This is a genomic window from Kitasatospora sp. NPDC086009 (assembly GCF_044540385.1).
Classification (GTDB): Bacteria; Actinomycetota; Actinomycetes; order Streptomycetales; family Streptomycetaceae; genus Kitasatospora.
Map to the genome: position 1 here is coordinate 219,826 of NZ_JBITSA010000011.1, position 19,857 is coordinate 239,682.

General features: G+C 73.7%; 1 pseudogene. It reads left to right on the forward strand.

Going from position 1 to position 19,857, the window contains the following annotated elements:
• Nucleotides 1–96: 96 nt before the first annotated feature.
• Nucleotides 97–19,845, forward strand: a pseudogene (locus ACIF6L_RS24905) (SDR family NAD(P)-dependent oxidoreductase); the annotation flags it as partial.
• Nucleotides 19,846–19,857: the final 12 nt, after the last annotated feature.

Consider the following 19,857-nt stretch of genomic DNA (forward strand, 5'->3'; position numbering starts at 1 on the left):
TCGACCAGGTATCGCACTCCCAGACTCCGGAATGCCGAGGGATTTGTGAACGAGACTGATGGGCCGGCCCTGACGGAACGTGCCGCAGCCGGTGCGGAGCCGTTGGCGATCGTCGGCATGAGCTGCCGCTACCCCGGCGGGGTCCGTTCGCCCGAGGACCTGTGGAGCCTGCTGGCCGAACGCCGGGACGCCCTCTCCGACTTCCCCGCGGACCGGAACTGGAACCTCGAATCCCTCTACGACGCCGACCCGGAGAGCGCCGGGAGGACCTACCTCACCCGGGGCGGCTTCCTCGACGACGCCGCCGGTTTCGACGCCGCCTTCTTCGGCATCCCGCCGCGCGAGGCGCTGGCGATGGACCCGCAGCAGCGGCTGCTGCTGGAGACCTCGTGGGAGGCGCTGGAGCGCTCCGGCATCACCCCGTCCGCGATCCGGGGCACCCGGACCGGCGTGTTCGTGGGCGCCGAGCCGAGGGAGTACGGCCCCCGGCTGCAGGAGGCGCCGGAGGGCGTGAAGGGCTACCTGCTCACCGGCACCACGACCAGCGTGATGTCCGGCCGGATCTCCTACCTGCTCGGGCTGCACGGGCCGTCCCTCACGGTGGACACCTCCGCCTCCAGCTCCCTGGTCGCCATCCACCTCGCCGTGCAGGCGCTGCGGTCCGGCGAGTGCTCGCTGGCGCTCGCCGGCGGCGTGTCCGTGATGGCCACCCCGGGCAACTTCGTCGCGTTCAGCGGGCTGCGGGCGCTGTCCTCGGACGGCGTCTGCCGCCCGTTCTCGGCCGCCGCCGACGGCACCGTCTGGTCCGAGGGCGCCGGCCTGATCGTCCTGGAGCGGCTGTCCGACGCCCTGCGCAACGGCCACTCCGTGCTGGCCGTGCTGCGCGGCTCGGCGATCAACTCCGACGGGACCAGCGACGGCCTGACCGCCCCGAACGGCCGCGCCCAGCAGGCGGTCATCCGCCGCGCCCTGGCGAACGCGAGCCTGTCCGCCGCCGACGTCGACGCGGTGGAGGCACACGGCACGGGCACCCGGGTCGGCGACCCGATCGAGGCGGGCGCACTGCTCGCCACCTACGGCCGGGAGCGCCCCGAGGGCCGGCCGCTGTGGCTCGGCTCGGTGAAGTCCAACATCGGGCACACCCAGGCGGCCGCCGGTGTGGCCGGGGTGATCAAGATGGTGCTGGCGCTCCAGCACGGCGAGTTGCCCGCGATGCTGCACGCGGAGGAGCCGTCGCCGCAGGTGGACTGGTCGGCGGGTGCGGTGCGGCTGCTGGCCGAGCCGGTGCCGTGGCCCGCCGGGGAGCACACGCGGCGCGCGGGCGTGTCGGCGTTCGGGATCAGCGGGACCAACGTCCACGTCGTCCTGGAGGAGGCACCGCCGGCTGTCGAGACCGCCGAGGTGCCCGACGTGGCGCCGGTCCTCCCGGGCGCCGGTGCGTGGCTGGTCTCGGGCCGGTCGGCCGAGGGGCTGACGGCCCAGGCGGAGCGGCTGCACGACTGGGTGACGGCCCGGCCGTCGGTGGAACCGGCGGATGTCGCGTGGTCGCTGGCGGCGACGCGGTCGGCGTTCGAGCACCGGGCGGTCGTGCTGGGTACCGGGCCGGCCGAACTGCTGGGTGGCCTGCGGAGCCTGGCCGCCGGGGCGTCTTCGGCCTCGGTGGTGTCGGGCGTGGCGCGGCCGGGTGCCCGGGTGGGTCTGGTCTTCGCCGGTCAGGGCTCGCAGTGGGTCGGCATGGGCCGGGGCCTCTATGAGGGCAGCGCGGTCTTCGCCGAGGTCTTCGACCGGGTGTGCGGGCTGCTGGAGCTGGAGTTGGGCGTCTCGGTCCGGGACGTCGTGCTCGGCGCCGAGGGCGTGGACGAGGCGCTGGCGAACCAGACCTTGTACGCGCAGGCCGGTCTGTTCGCCTTCGAGGTCGCTGTCGCGGCGGTGCTGGAGGCCGCGGGTGTGACGCCGGACGCGGTGGTCGGTCACTCGGTGGGCGAGGTCGCGGCCGCGTATGTGGCCGGAGTGCTGTCGCTGTCCGAGGCCTCGCGGCTGGTGGCGGCGCGGGCACGGCTGATGCAGGCGCTGCCGGCGGGCGGCGCGATGGCTGCGGTGAACGCGCCGGAGGCCGAGGTGCTGGCGGAGCTGGTGCCCGGTGTGGTGATCGCGGCGGTCAACGGCCCGGAGTCCGTGGTGGTTTCGGGTGAGGTCGAGGCCGTCGATCAGGTGGTGGAGCTGTGGCGTGAGCGGGGCCGCCGGGTGCGGCGGCTGCGGGTCTCGCACGCCTTCCACTCCCCGGCGATGGACCCGGTGATCGACGAACTCACCGCCGTCGCGGCCGGGTTGGAGTACCGCCGGCCGAACATGATGTGGGCGGGCGCGCTCACCGGTGAACTGGTCACCGAGCCCGAGGCGGGCTACTGGCCGGCCCAGACGCGGGGAGCGGTGCGCTTCGCCGACGCGGTCGCCGCGCTGGCCCGCGAGGGCGTCTCGGTGTTCATCGAGGTCGGCCCGGACGGGTCACTCTCCTCGCTCGGCGCGGACATCGTGGCCGGCACCGCGAAGGACGAGCCCGACTTCGTCCCGCTCCAGCGGCGCGACGACGAAGGCACCACGAGCCTGGTGACGGGCCTGGCCCGCGCCTTCGTGCACGGCGTGCCGGTGGACTGGCGTGCGGTCCTGCCCACCGGGAGGCCGGTGGAGCTGCCGACGTACGCCTTCCGGCACAAGCGCTTCTGGCTCGACAGCGGCCCCTCCGCGCAGGTGATGGAGCTACCGCACGCGGCGGACGACACGGCCGGGGCGCCTCCCCTCGACGCCGCCGAGGGCTTGCTGCGCCGGCTCGCGGGCCTGTCGCGGCCCGAGCAGGACCAGGTGGTCCTCGACCTGATCGCGGCGCACGCCGCGGCCGTCCTCGGACACCCCTCCGCGCAGGCGCTCGACCCCGCGCACACCTTCAAGGAACTCGGCTTCGACTCGGTGACCGGGGTCGAGCTGCGCAACCGGCTGAGCAGCGCGGTCGCCCTGCGGCTGCCCACCACACTGATCTTCGACTACCCGACCCCGGTGGCACTGTCCGAGTACCTGCGGGCGCAGACGCTGGGGCACGCCGACGACACCACGGCGGCGGCCCGGACGGCAGCGGCCGCCGACGAGCCGATCGCGATCGTGGCGATGAGCTGCCGCCTCCCCGGTGACGTCAGTGCCCCCGAGCAGCTCTGGGACCTGCTGGCCACCGGCGGCGACGCGGTCGGCGAACTCCCCACCGACCGCGGCTGGGACCTCTCGCAGCTCTTCGACCTGGACGCGGAGCGAGCCGGCACCTTCTACACGCGCGGCGGCGGATTCATCATCGGAGCCGGGGAGTTCGACGCCGGGTTCTTCGGGATCAGCCCGCGTGAGGCGCTGGCGATGGACCCGCAGCAGCGGCTGCTCCTCGAACTGTCCTGGGAGGCCTTCGAGCGGGCGGCCATCGACCCCAGGCGGCTGCGCGGCTCGGCGACCGGCGTCTTCGTGGGCGCCTCCTCGTCCGGCTACGGCGCCAACGCGCCCGAGGAGCTCGAAGGGCACCTCCAGTCGGGCATCGCGCCCAGCGTGATCTCCGGCCGGGTGGCCTACACGCTCGGCCTCGAAGGGCCGGCGCTCACCGTCGACACGGCGTGCTCGTCCTCCCTGGTGGCACTGCACCTGGCAAGCCAGTCGCTGCGGTCGGGGGAGTGCTCGCTGGCGCTGGCGGGCGGCGTCACCGTGCACGCCACCACGGCGTGGCTCGCCTGGTTCAGCCGGCAGCAGGGCCTCGCGGCGGACGGCCGCTGCAAGGCGTACTCGGAGCGGGCCGACGGCATGGGTATGGCCGAGGGCGCCGGCATCGTCGTGCTGGAGCGGTTGTCGGACGCGCTGCGCAACGGGCACAAGGTGCTCGCGGTGGTGCGGGGTTCGGCGGTGAACCAGGACGGTGCGTCCAACGGTCTGACGGCGCCGAACGGGCCGTCGCAGCAGCGGGTGATCCGGGCGGCGCTGGCGGGCGCCGGGTTGTCGGCGGCCGAGGTGGACGTGGTCGAGGGCCACGGCACCGGCACGCGGTTGGGTGACCCGATCGAGGCGCAGGCACTGCTGGCGACCTACGGCCAGGACCGGCCGCAGGACCGGCCGCTGTTGCTCGGCTCGCTGAAGTCCAACATCGGGCACACCCAGTGGTCCTCGGGTGTCGCGGGCGTGATCAAGATGGTGCTCGCCCTGCAGCACGAGCAGGTGCCCCAGACGCTGCACGCCGACGAACCCTCCTCGCACGTGGACTGGGAGGCGGGCGCGGTCCGGCTGGCGACATCGGCGGTGGCCTGGCCGCACTCCGAGGAGCGGCCGCGACGCGCGGGTGTGTCGTCGTTCGGCATCAGCGGGACCAATGCGCACGTGATCATCGAGCAGGCGCCGGTGCAGGACGCTCCGGTGGCCCGTTCCGGTGGTGTTGACCTGCCGGTGGTGCCGTGGTCCCTTTCGGCGCGGTCGGCGGAGGGTCTTGCCGGCCAGGCGGAGCGGCTGTCGGCGTTCGGTGAGCGCTCCGATGCTGATGTCCTGGACGTGGGTTGGTCGTTGGCGGTGTCGCGGGCGGCGTTGGAGCAGCGGGCGGTGGTCCTCGGTGCGGACCGCGAGGAGTTGCTGGCCGGTGTTGCGGCGTTGGCCGAGGGCCGTGAGGTTCCGGGTGTGGTGATCGGGTCCGTGGGCGGTGTGGGCAAGGTCGGGTTCGTGTTCACCGGTCAGGGTGCGCAGCGCGTTGGCATGGGGCAGGGCTTGTATGCCGCGTTCCCGGTGTTCGCCGAGGCATTCGACGCGGTGTGCGCGGGTCTGGCCGAGCACCTGGACGGTTCCCTCGCCGCCGTCATCCGGGGTGAGGGCCCGATCGACGAGACGGGGTGGGCGCAGCCCGCACTGTTCGCGGTCGAGGTGGCCCTTCACCGCCTGCTGGAGTCGTGGGGTGTGAGCCCGCAGGTGGTGGCCGGTCATTCGATCGGTGAGCTGGCCGCGGCGCATGTGGCGGGTGTGTGGTCGCTGGAGGACGCCTGCGCGGTGGTGGCCGCGCGTGGCCGGCTGATGCAGCAACTGCCTTCCGGTGGTGCGATGGTGGCTGTCGAGGCGACTGAGGAGCAGGTTCTCGAAGCGATCGCGGGTCGTACCGGTGTCGGTATCGCCGCGGTGAACGGCCCCAAGGCCGTGGTGATCTCGGGTGTCGAGGACGAAGTGCTTCAGGCCGCCGCGCAGTTGGCCGCGTCCGGCGCTCGGACGAAGCGTCTGCAGGTCTCGCACGCGTTCCACTCGCCGCTGATGGAGCCGATGCTGGAGGAGTTCGCCCGTGTCGTCGCCGCCGTCAGCTACCGCGCGCCCAAGCTGGCGATGGTTTCCGCCCTGACCGGTCTCCCGGTGATGGACGAGGTGACGGACCCGGCCTACTGGGTGAAGCATGTCCGCGAGGCGGTCCGCTTCCACGACGCCGCGCAGTCCCTTCGCGCCGCCGGTGTGCGGACGTTCGTGGAGATCGGGCCCGACGGTGTGCTGTCCGGCATGGGCCCGCAGACCCGCACGGACGACCAGGGCGAGCCCGAGCTCTGGCTGCCGCTGCTCCGTCGCGGCCGTGACGAACCCCGCGCCCTGTTCACCGCCCTTGCGAAGCTCTTCGTGCGCGGTGTGCCGGTCGCCTGGGAGCAGGTCTACGCGGACACCGGTGCCCAGCAGGTCGACCTGCCCACCTACGCCTTCCAGCGGCAGCGCTACTGGTTGACCGCGACGGCGGGTAGCCGCGCCGAGGACCTCGGCCTGGAGAATCCCGGACACCCGCTGCTCGGCGCCGCCGTCACCCTGCCGGCCACCGGCGGCGTCGTCCTGACCGGAAGGCTGTCACTCGCCGCACAGCCCTGGCTGGCCGATCACGTGGTCGCCGGGCAGGTCGTCGTCCCCGGCGCCGCGCTGGTCGAGATGGCCGTGCGCGCGGGCGACGAGGCCGGCTGCACCCGGGTCGAGGAGCTGGTCATCGAGGCGCCGCTGGTCCTCCCGGCGCAGGGTGGCGTCCGGGTCCAGGTGACGGTGGACGGCCCCGACGAGTCCGGTCGCCGGGAGCTCGGTGTCTATGCCCAGGCCGAGGAGGCCGCGCCCGACGGGGAGTGGACCCGGCATGCGTCGGGCACGCTGTCGGTCGCCACGGCGTCGGCCGACAGCCTGCCGGCCGAGTGGCCCCCGGCAGGCGCCGAGGCGGTGGACCTCGCAGGGTTCTACCCGGCGCTGGCCGCCAGCGGCCTCGCCTACGGACCGGCGTTCCAGGGGATACGGGCGGCCTGGCGGCGCGGCGAGGAGCTGTTCGCCGAGGTCGCGCTGCCGGACGGCGTGAGCGCCGCCGACTTCGGGCTGCACCCCGCGTTGCTGGACGCCGCCCTGCACGTGATCGTGGGCACGGGCGAGCGCCGGGACCGGCTTGAGGTCCCGTTCTCCTGGGGGAACGTCGACCTGCATGCCACCGGCGCCGCCCTGGCCCGGGTCCGGGTGACCCCGGAGCTGACCGGTGAGGGCGTGTCGCTGACCCTGGCCGACGCGACGGGCGCGTTGATCGCCTCGGTCGGTTCGCTGGTCCTGCGGCCCTTCGCGGGCGCCGCGGCACCCGCGAGCGACGGCCTGTTCGGCGTGGAGTGGGTCCCGGCTGCCCTGGACGGCGCCGCGACGGAGGGCGGCCGGTGGGCGGTCCTCGGGACCATGGATCTGCCGGGCGCGGAGTCGTTCCCGGATCTGGCGGCGCTGGTGGCGTCGGCGGAGCCGGCCCCCGAGGTCGTGGCGGTGCGGGTCGTGCCGGAGCCGGGTGACGTCCCGGCCGGGGCTCGTCGTGCAGCCGCCGACGTGCTGGGTCTGGTGCAGGAGTGGCTGGCGGCGGAGTCCCTGGCCGCGTCCCGTCTGCTGGTGGTGACCGAGCGGGCCGTCGACGCCGGTCCGGAGGCGCCGACGGAGGTCGCGGCCGCTCCGGTGTGGGGTCTGGTCCGGGTGGCGCAGGCGGAGAACCCGGGCCGGATCGTCCTCGCCGACGTCGAGGATGCCTCCATGGAGGCGCTGCGCCAGGGTGTGGCCTCCGGTGAGCCGCAGTTCGCGGTGCGGGCCGGCCAGCTGCGGGTGCCCCGGCTGGCGCGCGTCGCGGAGGGGTTGCCGGTCCCGGCGGAGCGGGTGTGGAGCCTGGGCTTCCACGAGCGCGGCACGCTGGAGAACCTCACCCTGCTGGGTGGCGAGGAAGCGGGTGCGCTCGACGCCGGTCAGGTGCGGGTCGCCCTGCGTGCGGCGGGCGTGAACTTCCGCGATGTGCTCAACGTGCTGGACATGTACCCGGGTGACGCGGGCCGGCTGGGCCTGGAGGGCGCCGGTGTCGTGCTGGAGGTCGGTCCGGGCGTGACCGGGCTCCGGCCGGGCGATGCGGTGATGGGCCTGTTCACGGGCGCGTTCACCACCGAGGCGGTGACCGACCAGCGGCTGCTGGCCCCGGTGCCGTCCGGATGGACGATGGCGGAGGCGGCCGGTGCGCCGCTGGTGTTCCTGACCGCCTGGTACGCGCTGGTGGAGCTGGCCGGCCTGCGGCGGGACGAGCGGGTGCTGGTCCACGCCGCCGCCGGTGGGGTGGGCATCGCGGCGGTGCAACTGGCCCGGCAGCTGGGGGCGGAGGTGTTCGCGACCGCGTCGCCCGCCAAGTGGGCGGCGGTGCGCGGACTGGGTGTCGGTGCGTCGCACATCGCGTCGTCCCGCACGACCGACTTCGAGGAGACCTTCCGGACCGCGTCCGCCGGCCACGGGGTGGACGTGGTGCTGGACTCCCTGGCCGGGGAGTTCGTGGACGCGTCGCTCCGGCTGACCCGCGCGGGCGGCCGGTTCGTCGAGATGGGCAAGACCGACATCCGTGACCCGGAGCAGGTGCGCCGCGACCACGGGGTCGCCTACCGGGCGTTCGACCTGCTGGACCTGGACCCGGACGTGCTCGGCCGGATGCTGCGGTCGCTGACCCTGCTGTTCGAGGAGGGCGCCCTGCGGCCGCTGCCGGTGGCCTGCTGGGACGCACGCCGCGCGGTGGACGCCTTCCGGTTCCTGAGCCAGGCGCGGCACATCGGCAAGGTCGTCCTGACCCTGCCCGCGACGGCCGCCGGGGCGGGCACGGTCCTGGTGACCGGCGCGTCCGGTGCGCTGGGCGGTCTGGTGGCCCGGCACCTCGCCGAGAGCGGGCGGGCCGAGCACCTGGTGCTGGTCTCGCGTCGGGGCATCGAGGCCGCCGGGATGCCGGAGCTGGTCGCCGACCTGGAGGCGCTGGGCGCCGAGGTCACGGTGGCGGCCTGCGACGTGGCCGACCGCGACGAGCTCGCGGCCGTCCTGGCGGGTGTGCCGCTGACGGGCGTCGTGCACGCCGCCGGGATCGTCGACGACGGGATCGCGGCCTCGCTGAGCCCGGAGCGGGTGGCGGCGGTGATGCGGCCGAAGGCCGACGCGGCCTGGCACCTGCACGAGCTGACCCGCGGCCTCGACCTGGACATGTTCGTCCTGTTCTCCTCGATCGCCGGCGTCTGGGGCAACCCGGGCCAGGCCAACTACGCGGCCGGGAACACCTTCCTGGACGCGCTGGCGGCCTCCCGCCGCCGGGCCGGTCTGCCCGCCGCGTCCCTGGTGTGGGGGCCGTGGGAACACGGCATGACCGCCAAGCTCGACCGGGCCGACTGGCAGCGGATGTCCCGCCAGGGGCTGAAGCCGCTGCCCGCGGCCGACGGTCTCGCCATGCTGGACACGGCGGCCCGCGCCGCCGACGCCCTGACGGTGACGGCCAAGCTGGACCTCGCCGCCCTGCGCCGCTCGGGCGAGGTCCCGCCCTTCCTGTCCGGTCTGGTCCGAACCGGGCATGCGGGCCCGCCCGCCCGGCGCACGGCCGGCGGACCGGCCGCCGACGGCCGGAACGCGCTGAGCACCAGGCTCCTGGCGCTCGACCCCGCCGCGCGGACCGCCGCCGTCCTCGACGTGATCGCGGCGCAGGCCGCCCTGGTGCTGGGCATGGCCGGACCGGAGAGCATCGAGGCCGGCCGAGCCTTCCGCGAGACCGGCTTCGACTCGCTGACCTCCGTGGAACTGCGCAACCGGCTGAACTCGGCGACGGGCCTGCGCCTGTCGGCGACGACGGTCTTCGACTACCCGACGCCGGCGGCACTGGCCGGGTTCATGCTGGGCGAGCTGGTCGGCGCGGCCGAGCCCGGCCCGGCGGGGGCCGCGCCCGCGGTCACCGCCGGCGTGCCCGCCGACGAGGACCCGGTGGTCATCGTCGGCATGGGATGCCGGTTCCCCGGCGGGGTGTCGTCCCCCACCGAGTTCTGGGAGCTGCTGGAGGCGCGCGGGGACGCGATCGGTCCGTTCCCGACGGACCGCGGCTGGGCGCCGGACGTCCACGATCCGGACCCGGAGGCGGTCGGCAAGAGCCTGTCCGGCGAGGGCGGATTCCTTTACGACGCAGGGGAGTTCGACGCCGGGTTCTTCGGGATCAGCCCGCGTGAGGCGATCGCGATGGACCCGCAGCAGCGACTGCTGCTGGAGACGTCGTGGGAGGCACTGGAGGACGCCGGGATCGACCCGAACACACTGCGCGGCTCCGCGACCGGTGTCTTCGCCGGCCTGATCTACCACGACTACCTGCCGTTCGGCGCGGTGTCCGAGAACGTCGAGGGCTATGCCGGCACCGGCGGCTCGGGCGGGGTCGCCTCCGGGCGGGTGGCGTACGCGCTGGGGCTGGAGGGCCCGGCGGTGACGGTGGACACGGCGTGCTCCTCGTCGCTGGTGGCGCTGCACCTGGCCTGCCAGTCGCTGCGGTCGGGCGAGAGCACGCTGGCCTTCGCCGGCGGCGTCAACGTGATGTCGACGCCCGGCACCTTCATCGACTTCACCCGGCAGGGCGGTCTGGCCGCCGACGGGCGCTGCAAGGCGTTCGCGGAGTCCGCGGACGGCACCGGGTGGGGCGAGGGCGTCGGCGTCCTGGTGCTGGAGCGGCTGTCGGACGCACGCCGCAACGGTCACAAGGTGCTCGCGGTGGTGGCCGGTACGGCGGTCAACCAGGACGGCGCGTCCAACGGTCTGACGGCGCCGAACGGGCCGTCGCAGCAGCGGGTGATCCGGGCCGCGCTGGCCGGCGCCGGGTTGTCCGCGGCCGACGTGGACGTGGTCGAGGCCCATGGCACCGGCACGCGGTTGGGTGACCCGATCGAGGCGCAGGCGTTGCTGGCGACCTACGGCCAGGGGCGACCGGAGGACCGGCCGCTGCTCCTGGGGTCCGTGAAGTCCAACATCGGGCACGCCCAGGCGGCCGCCGGTGTGGCGGGTGTCATCAAGATGGTCGCCGCGATGCAGCGCGGTGTGGTGCCGGCGACCCTGCATGTGGACGCGCCGTCCTCGCACGTGGACTGGGAGTCGGGCGCGGTCCGGCTGGTCACCGAGGCGCAGCCGTGGCCGGATGCCGGGCATCCCCGGCGGGCGGGCGTGTCCTCGTTCGGGTTCTCCGGGACCAATGCGCACGTGATCATCGAGCAGGCACCGGTGCAGGACGCTCCGGTCGCCTGTTCCGGTGGTGTTGACCTGCCGGTGGTGCCGTGGTCCCTCTCGGCGCGATCGGCGGAGGGTCTTGCCGGTCAGGCGGAGCGGCTGTCGGCGTTCGGTGAGCGCTCCGATGCTGATGTCCTGGACGTGGGTTGGTCGTTGGCGGTGTCGCGGGCGGCGCTGGAGCAGCGGGCGGTGGTGCTGGGCTCGGACCGCGAGGAGCTGCTGGCCGGTCTTGCGGCGCTGGCCGAGGGCCGCGAGGTTCCGGGAGTGGTGACCGGGTCCGTGGGCGGTGCGGGCAAGGTCGGGTTCGTGTTCACCGGCCAGGGTGCGCAGCGCGTCGGTATGGGGCAGGGCCTCTACCAGGCGTTCCCGGTCTTCGCCGACGCGTTCGACGCGGTGTGTGCGGGGCTGGCTGAGCACTTGGACGGTTCCCTGGCGGGTGTGATCCGGGGTGAGGGCCCGATCGACGAGACGGGGTGGGCGCAGCCCGCTTTGTTCGCCGTTGAGGTGGCCCTTCACCGCCTGCTGGAGTCCTGGGGCGTGAGTCCCCAGGTGGTGGCCGGTCATTCGATCGGTGAGCTGGCGGCGGCGCATGTGGCGGGGGTGTGGTCGCTGGAGGACGCCTGCGCGGTAGTGGCCGCACGCGGTCGGCTGATGCAGCAACTGCCTTCCGGTGGTGCGATGGTGGCCGTCGAGGCCACGGAGGGGCAGGTTCTCGAAGCGATCGTGGGTCGTACCGGTGTCGGTATCGCCGCGGTGAACGGCCCCAAGGCCGTGGTGATCTCGGGCGTCGAGGACGAAGTGCTCCAGGCCGCCGCGCAGTTGGCCGCGTCCGGCGCTCGGACGAAGCGTCTGCAGGTCTCGCACGCGTTCCACTCGCCGCTGATGGAGCCGATGCTGGAGGAGTTCGCCCGCGTCGTCGCCGCCGTCAGCTACCGCGCGCCCAAGCTGGCGATGGTTTCCGCCCTGACCGGTCTCCCGGTGACGGACGAGGTGACGGACCCCGCTTACTGGGTGAAGCACGTCCGCGAGGCGGTCCGCTTCCACGACGCCGCACAGTCCCTGCGTGCGGCCGGGGTCCGGACGTTCGTGGAGATCGGGCCCGACGGTGTGCTGTCCGGCATGGGCCCGCAGACCCGGATCGACACCGAGGGCGAGGCAGCCGCCGAGGTCTGGCTGCCGCTGCTGCGCCGGGGCCGTGACGAACCCCGCGCTCTGCTCACCGCCCTCGCGAAGCTCTTCGTGCGCGGTCTGGCGGTCGCGTGGGGCGAGGTCTTCGCGGGCACCGGCGCCCAGCGGATCGATCTGCCCACCTATGCCTTCCAGCGGCAGCGTCACTGGCTCCCGGCCGTTGCCGCCGCGGTGGACGCGGCCGGGCTGGGCCAGTCACCGGCGCGTCATCCGCTGCTGGGTGCGGCGGTGACCCTGCCGGCCAGTGGGGGTCTCGTGCTGACCGGGCGGCTGTCGCTGGCCGGACAACCGTGGCTGGCCGATCACGTGGTGGCCGGGCAGGTGGTCCTGCCGGGGACGGCGCTGGTCGAGATGGCCGTGCGGGCCGGGGACGAGACCGGGTGCGGGCGGGTCGAGGAACTGGTGATCGAGGCGCCGTTGGTGCTGCCCTCCCAAGGGGCGGTCCGGGTGCAGGTCACGGTGGACGAGGCGGACGAGTCCGGCCGCCGTGCCGTGGCCGTCTACGCCCAGGCCGAGGACGTGGCGTTCGGGGAGGAGTGGACCCGTCATGCGTCGGGAACGCTGACGCCGGTCGCGCCGGAGGCGGGGGAGGCGCTGACCGAGTGGCCACCGGCGGGTACCGAGGTGGTGGACCTCGAAGGCTTCTACCCGGCCCTGGTCGACAGCGGTCTCGCCTACGGTCCGGTGTTCCAGGGGGTGCGTGCGGCGTGGCGGCGTGGCGAGGAGCTGTTCGCCGAGGTCGCGCTGCCGGACGGTGTCAGCGTGTCCGGGTTCGGGCTGCACCCCGCGTTGCTGGACGCCTCCCTCCACGTGATCGTGGGCACGGGCGAGCGCCTGGCGCGGCCCGAAGTACCGTTCGCCTGGGGCGATGTGGTCGTCCATGCCGCGGATGCGGCGGCTGCCCGGGTGCGGGTCACGCCTTCGGGTGAGGGCGTGTCGCTGACCCTCGCCGATGCCACGGGTGCGTTGATCGCCTCGGTGGGTTCGGTGGTCCTGCGCCCCTTCGCAGCGGTGGCGGCGCCGGCCCATGGTGACCTGTTCGGTGTGGAGTGGGTTCCGGCTGACCTGACCGGCGCCGCGACGGAGGGCGGTCGGTGGGCTGTCCTCGGGACGGCGGAGCTGGCGGGTGCGGAGTCGTTCCCGGATCTGGCCGCGCTGGTGGCGTCGGCGGAGGCCGTGCCCGATGTGGTGGTGGTGCGGGTCGTGCCGGACGCCGTGGACGAGGTCCCGGCTGCGGCTGGTCGTACGGCTGCCGGTGTGCTGGGTCTGGTGCACGAGTGGTTGGCGGCGGAGTCCCTGGCCGGGTCCCGTTTGCTGGTGGTGACGGACCGAGCGGTGGACGCCGGTCCGGAGGCGCCGATGGATGTCGCGGCTGCCCCGGTGTGGGGTCTGGTCCGGGTGGCGCAGGCGGAGAACCCGGACCGGATCGTTCTCGCCGACGTCGACGAGATGTCCGCAGAGTGGTTGCGCCTGGGTGTGGCCTCGGGTGAGCCGCAGTTCGCGGTGCGGGCCGGCCAGGTGCGTGTACCCAGGCTGGTGCGGGTGCCGTCGACGCCTGCCGCCGACTCGGGTGGTCGTCCGGGCACGGTGCTGATCACCGGTGCGTCCGGTGTGTTGGGTGGTCTGGTGGCCCGGCGTCTCGCGGAGAGCGGGCATGCCGAGCACCTGGTCCTGCTGTCGCGTCGGGGCATCGAGGCCGGCGGGATGCCGGAGCTGGTGGCCGATCTGAAGGGGCTGGGTGTCGAGGTCACGGTCGCGGCCTGTGACGTGGCCGATCGCGAGGAACTCGCCGACGTCCTGGCGGGTGTGCCGCTGACGGGTGTCGTCCACGCGGCCGGGATCGTCGACGACGGGCTCGTCGCCTCGCTGACCCCGGAGCGGTTGGCGGCGGTGATGCGGCCGAAGGTCGACGCGGCGTGGCACCTGCACGAGCTGACCCGTCACCTGGACCTGGACATGTTCGTCCTGTTCTCCTCGGTGGCCGGCGTCTGGGGCAACCCGGGGCAGGCGAACTACGCGGCGGGGAACACGTTCCTGGACGCGCTGGCCGCTCACCGGCGGCACGAGGGCCTGGCTGCGGTGTCGCTGGCCTGGGGCCCGTGGGAGGACGGCATGGCCGGCGGTCTCACTGACGCCGACTGGCGCCGGCTGTCCCGCCAGGGGCTGAGGCCGCTGCCCGCGGCCGACGGGCTCGGCATGCTCGACGCGGCCGCCCGCGCCGCCGCGCCGCTCGTGGTGACGGCCAGGCTGGACCTGGGCGCCCTGCGGAACTCCGGCGAGGTGCCGCCGCTGCTGACCGGTCTGGTCCGCGCCGGGCACCAGGGCTCCCGCACCCGCCGCTCGGCGGGCCGGGCCGCCGTCGGCGCCCAGAACGCCCTGGCCGCGCGGCTGGCCGGGCTGGGGCCGGACGAGCAGCGGGAAGTGGTGCGGGAGCTGGTGCTGTCGCAGGCCGCTCTGGTGCTGGGGATGGCCGGACCGGCCGGCCTGGACGCCGAACGTTCCTTCCGGGACGTCGGGTTCGACTCGCTCACCGCCGTCGAACTGCGCAGCCGACTGAGCAATGTGACGGGCCTGCGGCTCTCGGCGACGATCGTGTTCGACTACCCGACACCGGCGGCCCTGGTCGGCCACCTGGTGGGCGAGCTGGTCGGTGGGGCCGATCCCGTGTCGGCGGGCTCCGCACGGTCCGTGGTCCGACGCGCGTCGGCCGAGGACGACCGCGTGGTGATCGTCGGGATGGCGTGCCGGTTCCCGGGCGGGGTGTCGTCCCCTACCGAGTTCTGGGAGCTGCTGGAGGCGCGCGGGGACGCGATCGGCCTCTTCCCGACGGACCGCGGCTGGCCCGGCGACGTGGTCGATCCGGATCCGGACGCGGTGGGCAAGAGCGTGTCCGGTGAGGGCGGGTTCCTCTACGACGCGGGGGAGTTCGACGCGGAGTTCTTCGGGATCAGTCCGCGTGAGGCGGTGGCGACGGATCCGCAGCAGCGGTTGTTGCTGGAGGCGTCGTGGGAGGCGTTGGAGGACGCGGGGATCGACCCGACGGGGCTGCGGGGCAGTGCGACGGGGGTGTTCTCGGGGCTCTTCTACCACGACTACCTGCCGTCGCACTTCGTGCCGGAGGAGGTCGAGGGGTATCTGGGGACGGGTGGCACGGGTTCGGTGGCCTCGGGGCGGGTGGCGTATGCGCTGGGGCTGGAAGGTCCGGCGGTGACGGTGGACACGGCGTGTTCGTCGTCGCTGGTGGCGCTGCACCTGGCCTGCCAGTCGCTGCGCTCGGGGGAGAGTTCGCTCGCGCTGGCGGGCGGTGTGACGGTGATGTCGACACCGGGTACCTTCATCGACTTCTCGCGGCAGCGCGGTCTTGCGGCCGATGGCCGGTGCAAGGCGTTCGCGGAGTCCGCGGACGGCACGGGCTGGGGCGAGGGCGTCGGCGTCCTGGTGGTGGAGCGCATGTCCGACGCGCTGCGCAACGGGCACCGCATCCTGGCCGTGGTCGCCGGTACGGCGGTCAACCAGGACGGCGCGTCCAACGGTCTGACGGCGCCGAACGGGCCATCCCAGCAGCGGGTCATCCGGGCCGCGCTGGCCAACGCCGGGTTGTCCGCGGCCGAGGTGGACGTGGTCGAGGGCCACGGCACCGGGACCAGGCTGGGCGACCCGATCGAGGCGCAGGCGCTGCTGGCGACGTACGGCCAGGACCGGCCGCAGGACCGGCCGCTGCTCCTGGGGTCCGTGAAGTCCAACATCGGTCACGCGCAGGCGGCCGCCGGTGCCGCGGGGATCATCAAGATGGTCGCCGCGATGCAGCACGGCGTGGTGCCGGCGACGCTGCACGCGGACGAGCCGTCCTCGCGGATCGACTGGGAGTCGGGCGCCGTCCGACTGGTGACCGAAGCGGTGCCGTGGCCGGATGCCGGGCACCCCCGGCGCGCGGGTGTTTCGTCCTTCGGGTTCTCCGGGACCAATGCGCACGTGATCATCGAGCAGGCGCCGGACCAGGACACTTCGGGCTCCGGTTCCGGTGGTGTTGACCTGCCGGTGGTGCCGTGGTCCCTTTCGGCGCGGTCAGCGGAGGGTCTTGCCGGTCAGGCGGAGCGGTTGGCGGCGTTCGTTGAGCGTGCTGATGCTGATGCTGATGTCCTGGACGTGGGTTGGTCGTTGGCGGTGTCGCGGGCGGCGTTGGAGCAGCGGGCGGTGGTGCTGGGCTCGGACCGCGAGGAGTTGCTGGCCGGTCTTGCGGCGTTGGCCGAGGGCCGTGAGGTTCCGGGTGTGGTGACCGGGTCCGTGGGCGGTGCGGGCAAGGTCGGGTTCGTGTTCACCGGCCAGGGTGCGCAGCGCGTCGGTATGGGGCAGGGCCTCTACCAGGCGTTCCCGGTCTTCGCCGACGCGTTCGACGCGGTGTGTGCGGGGCTGGCTGAGCACTTGGACGGTTCGCTGGCGGGTGTGATCCGGGGTGAGGGCCCGATCGACGAGACGGGGTGGGCGCAGCCCGCGCTGTTCGCGGTCGAGGTGGCGTTGTTCCGTCTGCTGGAGTCGTGGGGTGTGAGTCCGCAGGTGGTGGCCGGGCATTCGATCGGTGAGCTGGCGGCGGCGCATGTGGCGGGTGTGTGGTCGCTGGAGGACGCCTGTGCGGTGGTTGCCGCACGCGGTCGGCTGATGCAGCAACTGCCTTCCGGTGGTGCGATGGTGGCTGTCGAGGCCACGGAGGAGCAGGTTCTCGAAGCGATCGCGGGTCGTACCGGTGTCGGTATCGCCGCGGTGAACGGCCCCAAGGCCGTGGTGATCTCGGGTGTCGAGGACGAAGTGCTTCAGGCCGCCGCGCAGTTGGCCGCGTCCGGCGCTCGGACGAAGCGTCTGCAGGTCTCGCACGCGTTCCACTCGCCGCTGATGGAGCCGATGCTGGAGGAGTTCGCCCGTGTCGTCGCCGCCGTCAGCTACCGCGCGCCCAAGCTGGCGATGGTCTCCGCCCTCACCGGTCTCCCGGTGATGGACGAGGTGACGGACCCCGCTTACTGGGTGAAGCATGTCCGCGAGGCGGTCCGCTTCCACGACGCCGCGCAGTCCCTTCGCGCCGCCGGTGTGCGGACGTTCGTGGAGATCGGCCCCGACGGTGTGCTGTCCGGCATGGGCCCGCAGACCCGCACGGACGACCAGGGCGAGCCCGAGGTCTGGCTCCCCCTTCTGCGCCGGGGCCGTGACGAACCCCGCGCCCTGTTCACCGCCCTCGCGAAGCTCTTCGTGCGGGGTGTGCCGGTCGCCTGGGAGCAGGTCTACGCGGACACCGGTGCCCAGCAGGTCGACCTGCCCACCTACGCCTTCCAGCGTCAGCGCTACTGGCTGACCGCGACGGCGGGCAGCCGCGCCGAGGACCTCGGTCTGGAGAGCGCAGGGCACCCCCTGCTGGGCGCGGCGGTCACCCTGCCGTCGAGTGGTGGCGTGGTCCTGACCGGGCGACTGTCATTGGCCGCACAGCCCTGGCTGGCCGATCACGTGGTCGCCGGGCAGGTCGTCGTCCCCGGCGCCGCGCTGGTCGAGATGGCCGTGCGTGCGGGCGACGAGGCCGGCTGCACCCGGGTCGAGGAGCTGCTCGTCGAGGCGCCGCTGGTGCTGCCGCCCCAGGGCGGAGCGCGGGTGCAGGTGACGGTCGACGAGGCGGACGAGTCCGGCCGCCGCGTGGTGGCCCTCTACGCCCAGGCCGAGGAAGCGGCTCAGGAGGAGGAGTGGACCCGGCACGCCGCCGGCGTTCTAGCTCCGGCCGACACGTCTGCCGACGTTCACGGCGATCTGGCGCAATGGCCTCCGGCTGGTGCCGAGGCGGTGGATCTGGACGGGTTCTACCCGGGGCTCGCCGCCAGCGGTCTCGCCTACGGTCCGGTGTTCCAGGGGGTGCGTGCGGCGTGGCGGCGTGGCGAGGAGCTGTTCGCCGAGGTCGCGCTGCCGGACGGGGTGAGCGCCGCCGACTTCGGGCTGCACCCCGCTCTGCTGGACGCCTCCCTCCACGTGATCGTGGGCACGGGCGAGCGCCGGGACCGGCCGGAAGTGCCGTTCGCCTGGGGCGATGTGGTGGTGCACGCCGCGGATGCGGTGGCCGCCCGGGTGCGGGTCACGCCTGTGGGCGAAGGCGTGTCGCTGACCCTGGCCGATGCCACGGGTGCGTTGATCGCGTCGGTCGGTTCGGTGGTCCTGCGGCCTTTCGCGGCTGCTGAGGCACCGGCTCGCGACGACCTGTTCGGTGTGGAGTGGGTTCCGGCTGCTCTGGACGGTGTCGCGACGGAGGGTGGTCGGTGGGCTGTCCTCGGGACGGCGGAGCTGGCGGGTGCGGAGTCGTTCCCGGATCTGGCGGCGCTGGTGGCGTCGGCGGAGCCGGCCCCCGAGGTGGTGGTGGTGCGGGTCGTGCCGGAGCCGGGTGACATTCCGGCTGCGGCTGGTCGCACAACCGCTGACGTGCTGGGTCTGGTGCAGGAGTGGCTGGCGGCGGAGTCCCTGGCCGGGTCCCGGTTGCTGGTGGTGACGGACCGAGCGGTGGACGCCGGTCCGGAGGCGTCGATGGACGTCGCGGCTGCTCCGGTGTGGGGTCTGGTCCGGGTGGCGCAGGCGGAGAACCCGGGCCGGATCGTTCTCGCCGACGTCGACGAGATGTCCGCAGAGTGGTTGCGCCTGGGTGTGGCCTCGGGTGAGGCGCAGTTCGCGGTGCGGGCCGGCCAGGTGCGTGTACCCAGGCTGGTGCGGGTGCCGTCGACGCCTGCTGCCGTTGGCGGGGACCGTCCGGGCACGGTGCTGATCACGGGCGCGTCGGGTGTGTTGGGTGGTCTGGTGGCCCGGCGCCTCGGGGAGAGCGGGCGGGCCGAGCACCTGGTCCTGCTGTCGCGTCGGGGTATCGAGGCCGTCGGGATGTCGGAGCTGGTGGCCGATCTGAAGGGGCTGGGTGTCGAGGTCACAGTCGCGGCCTGTGACGTGGCCGATCGCGAGGAACTCGCCGAGGCCCTGGCGGGTGTGCCGCTGACGGGTGTCGTCCACGCGGCGGGTGTCCTGGACGACGGGCTTGTCGCCTCGCTGACCCCGGAGCGGTTGGCGGCGGTGATGCGGCCGAAGGTCGACGCGGCGTGGTATCTGCATGAGCTGACGCGCGAGCTGGACCTGGACATGTTCGTCCTGTTCTCCTCGATCGCGGGTGTGATCGGTAACGCGGGTCAGGCGAACTACGCGGCGGGGAACACGTTCTTGGACGCGCTGGCCGCTCACCGGCGGCACGAGGGCCTGCCGGGGGTGTCGTTGGCCTGGGGTCCGTGGGAGAACGGCATGGCGGGTGAGCTCTCGGAGGCGGACCGCCGCCGGATGGGCCGGCAGGGTCTGCGGCCATTCTCCGACGCACGCGGGCTCGCCGTCCTGGAGGCGGCCGTCGGCCGGCCCGAAGCGCTCTTCGTGGCAGCGGAGTTGAACTTGGCTGCCCTGAGGGGATCCGGCGAGGTCCCGCCGCTGCTGTCCGGCCTGGTGCGCGGATCGCGGGCCAGTGGGTCGGCCCGTCGATCGGTCGCGGAGCCTCCCGCCGACGGTCGGAGCGCCCTGGCCGCGCGGTTGGCCGGGCTGGGGCCGGACGAGCAGCGGGAGGTGGTGCGGGAGCTGGTGCTGTCGCAGGCCGCCCTGGTGCTGGGGATGGCCGGTCCGGGCAGTCTGGACGCCGAACGTTCCTTCCGGGACGTCGGTTTCGACTCGCTCACCGCCGTCGAACTGCGCAACCGGCTGAACAGCGCCACCGGCCTGCGGCTGCCGGCCACGGCGGTCTTCGACTATCCGAGCCCGACGGCCCTGGCCGACTTCCTGGCCCAGGAGACCTTCGAGTCGGTCGCCGAGGTGTCGGGCGCCCTGGCGGCGTACTCCGGACTCGACCGGCTCGAAGCCTCGGTCACCGAGCTCCTGGGCGACGAAGACGCCCGGGCCCGGGTCACGGCGCGGCTCAAGGACATCCTCTCGGCGCTGAGCGACACCGCCGGGTCCGGCGAGGGCGACGAGGGCGCCTCGGTCGCCGAGACGATCCAATCGGCCAGTGACGACGACATGTTCGACTTCATCGACAACCAGCTCGGGCTCTGAGTACGTCGCCGT